This is a genomic window from Streptomyces sp. LS1784 (genome assembly GCF_020103755.1).
In the GTDB taxonomy this organism is placed as follows: Bacteria; Actinomycetota; Actinomycetes; order Streptomycetales; family Streptomycetaceae; genus Kitasatospora.
The window spans coordinates 1-2404 of sequence record NZ_JAHSQD010000865.1; the positions used below are offsets into that span (position 1 = coordinate 1).

Genomic DNA, 2404 nt, shown 5'->3' on the forward strand with positions numbered 1-2404 from the left:
GCGCTCTCGCTGCGCCCCGCGCTCGCCGCCACCCTGCGGGCCGGCACCGAGGCGGGCGCGCTCGGGGCGCTCGTCTCCGGCTCCGGGCCGACCTGCGCCTTCCTGGTCAAGGACGCCGAGGCCGCCGCCGTGGTGGCCGAAGCGCTGAGGGCCTCCGGCACCTGCCGGACCGCGCATGCCACCCACGGGCCGGTGCCGGGGGCCTCCGTCGCGGGCTGACGCGGTGAAGGTGCCGCGGCGGGCCCATTAGGCTGGAGAGATCGGGGTGTCCCCGAGAGGGGTGCCCGGCCGTCGAGCAGTGGGCCGCCCCGCGACCGCCGAACCCAGGAGCGCAGCACACGTGGCCGTCAACCTCGCCACCATCGAGTCCGTCACGAAGGTCTACGGCACCCGCACCCTGCTGGACGCGGTCAGCCTGGGCGTCAGCGAGGGCGACCGGATCGGCGTCGTCGGCCGCAACGGCGACGGCAAGACCACCCTGATCCGGATGCTCGCCAAGCTGGAGGAGCCGGACGGCGGCCGGATCACCCACTCCGGCGGGCTGCAGATGGCCGTCCTCACCCAGCACGACTCGCTCGACCCCGAGGCCACCATCCGGCACGAGGTGATCGCCGACCGGGCCGACCACGAGTGGCTCGGCGACGCCCGCATCCGCGACATCATCGAGGGCCTCTTCGGCGGCCTCGACCTGCCCGGCTTCGCCGACGGCCTGGACACCGTCATCGGCCCGCTCTCCGGTGGTGAGCGCCGCCGGATCGCCCTCGCCAAGCTGCTGCTCGGCTCGCCCGACCTGGTCGTCCTCGACGAGCCCACCAACCACCTCGACGTCGAGGGCATCAACTGGCTCGCCGCGCACCTCCAGAAGCGCCGCTCGGCGCTGGTCTGCGTCACCCACGACCGCTGGTTCCTCGACCAGGTCTGCACCCGGATGTGGGACGTCCAGCACGGCGAGGTGCACGAGTACGAGGGTGGCTACTCGGACTACGTCTTCGCCCGCGCCGAGCGCTCCCGGATCGAGGCCGTCGAGGAGCAGAAGCGCCAGAACATGGCCCGCAAGGAGCTGGCCTGGCTGCGCCGCGGCGCCCCCGCCCGCACCTCCAAGCCGCGCTACCGGATCGAGGCCGCCAACGCCCTGATCGCGGACGTGCCGGAGCCGCGCGACAAGTCCGAGCTGATGAAGTTCGCCAACGCGCGGCTCGGGAAGACGGTCTTCGACCTGGAGGGCGTGACCGTCAAGGCCGGCCCGAAGCTGCTGCTGGAGAACGTCACCTGGCAGCTCGGCCCCGGCGACCGGATCGGTCTGCTCGGCGTCAACGGCGCCGGCAAGACCTCGCTGCTGCGCGCCCTGCGCGACGCGTACGCCTCGGAGGGCGACGTCCAGCCGGCGTCGGGCGTCATCAAGGTCGGCAAGACCGTGCGGCTGGCCTACCTGTCGCAGGAGGTTGCCGAGCTGGACCCGGCGACCCGGGTGCTCCAGGCCGTCGAGCAGGTCCGCTCACGGGTCGACCTCGGCAAGGGCCGGGAGATGAGCGCCGGCCAGCTGTGCGAGCAGTTCGGCTTCGGCAAGGACAAGCAGTGGACGCCGGTCGGCGACCTCTCCGGTGGCGAGCGGCGCCGGCTCCAGCTGCTGCGGCTGCTGATGGACGAGCCCAACGTGCTGTTCCTGGACGAGCCCACCAACGACCTGGACATCGAGACGCTCAACCAGCTGGAGGACCTGCTCGACGGCTGGCCCGGCTCGATGATCGTCATCAGCCACGACCGCTTCTTCATCGAGCGCACCACGGACACCGTCCAGGCGCTGCTCGGCGACAAGAAGATGCGGATGCTGCCGAACGGCGTGGACGAGTACCTGGAGCGCCGGGCCCGGATGGCCGCCGCCGCGGTACCCGCTGCCGCTCCGGCCGCGTCGGCTGCTTCGGGCGCGTCGGGCGTCTCGGGCACCTCCGGCGCTTCGGCTGCCGAGGGCGTTGCTCCTGCGCTGTCCGGCGGGGACCTGCGGGCGGCGAAGAAGGAGATGCAGAAGCTTGAGCGGCAGATCGCCAAGCTGGACGAGAAGGAGTCCAAGCTGCACACCCAACTCGCCGAGCATGCCGCCGACTTCTCCAAGGTCGCGGAGCTGGACACGCAGCTGCGCGCGGTCCGGGAGGAGAAGGAGGAGCTGGAGATGAGCTGGCTGGAGCTGGCCGAGCAGGTCTGAGCCGGGTCAGCCGGGTCAGCCGGTGCGGAGGAGCGTTTCGAGCTCCTCCGCCGCACGGCCCAGTGCGCTGCGCGTCGGGTCGTGCGGGGCGGTCGGACCGGCCGCCGGGTTCGTCGGCGGGCGGTGCGCCCGGGCGGCGGCGGTCAGCTCGTCCAGCGCCTGCCGCACCCGGTCGACCTCGGCCGGGTCCGGCACCCGACCGCC

2 protein-coding genes and 1 pseudogene are annotated in these 2404 nt (G+C 72.8%); 2 read left to right on the forward strand and 1 reads right to left on the reverse strand.

From position 1 onward, the window contains the following. Positions 1 to 219: pseudogene (locus KS423_RS43550) on the forward strand (4-(cytidine 5'-diphospho)-2-C-methyl-D-erythritol kinase); the annotation flags it as partial. A gap of 121 nt (positions 220 to 340) precedes the next feature. After that, complete coding sequence (locus KS423_RS43555) at positions 341 to 2200, forward strand: ABC-F family ATP-binding cassette domain-containing protein (RefSeq protein ID WP_224285222.1); 1860 nt, start codon at positions 341 to 343, stop codon at positions 2198 to 2200. 15 nt (positions 2201 to 2215) lie between these two features. Here the strand turns inward: KS423_RS43555 and KS423_RS43560 are convergent. Next, positions 2216 to 2404 (reverse strand): hypothetical protein (locus KS423_RS43560; RefSeq protein WP_224285223.1); only part of this gene is annotated, 189 nt, incomplete at its 5' end.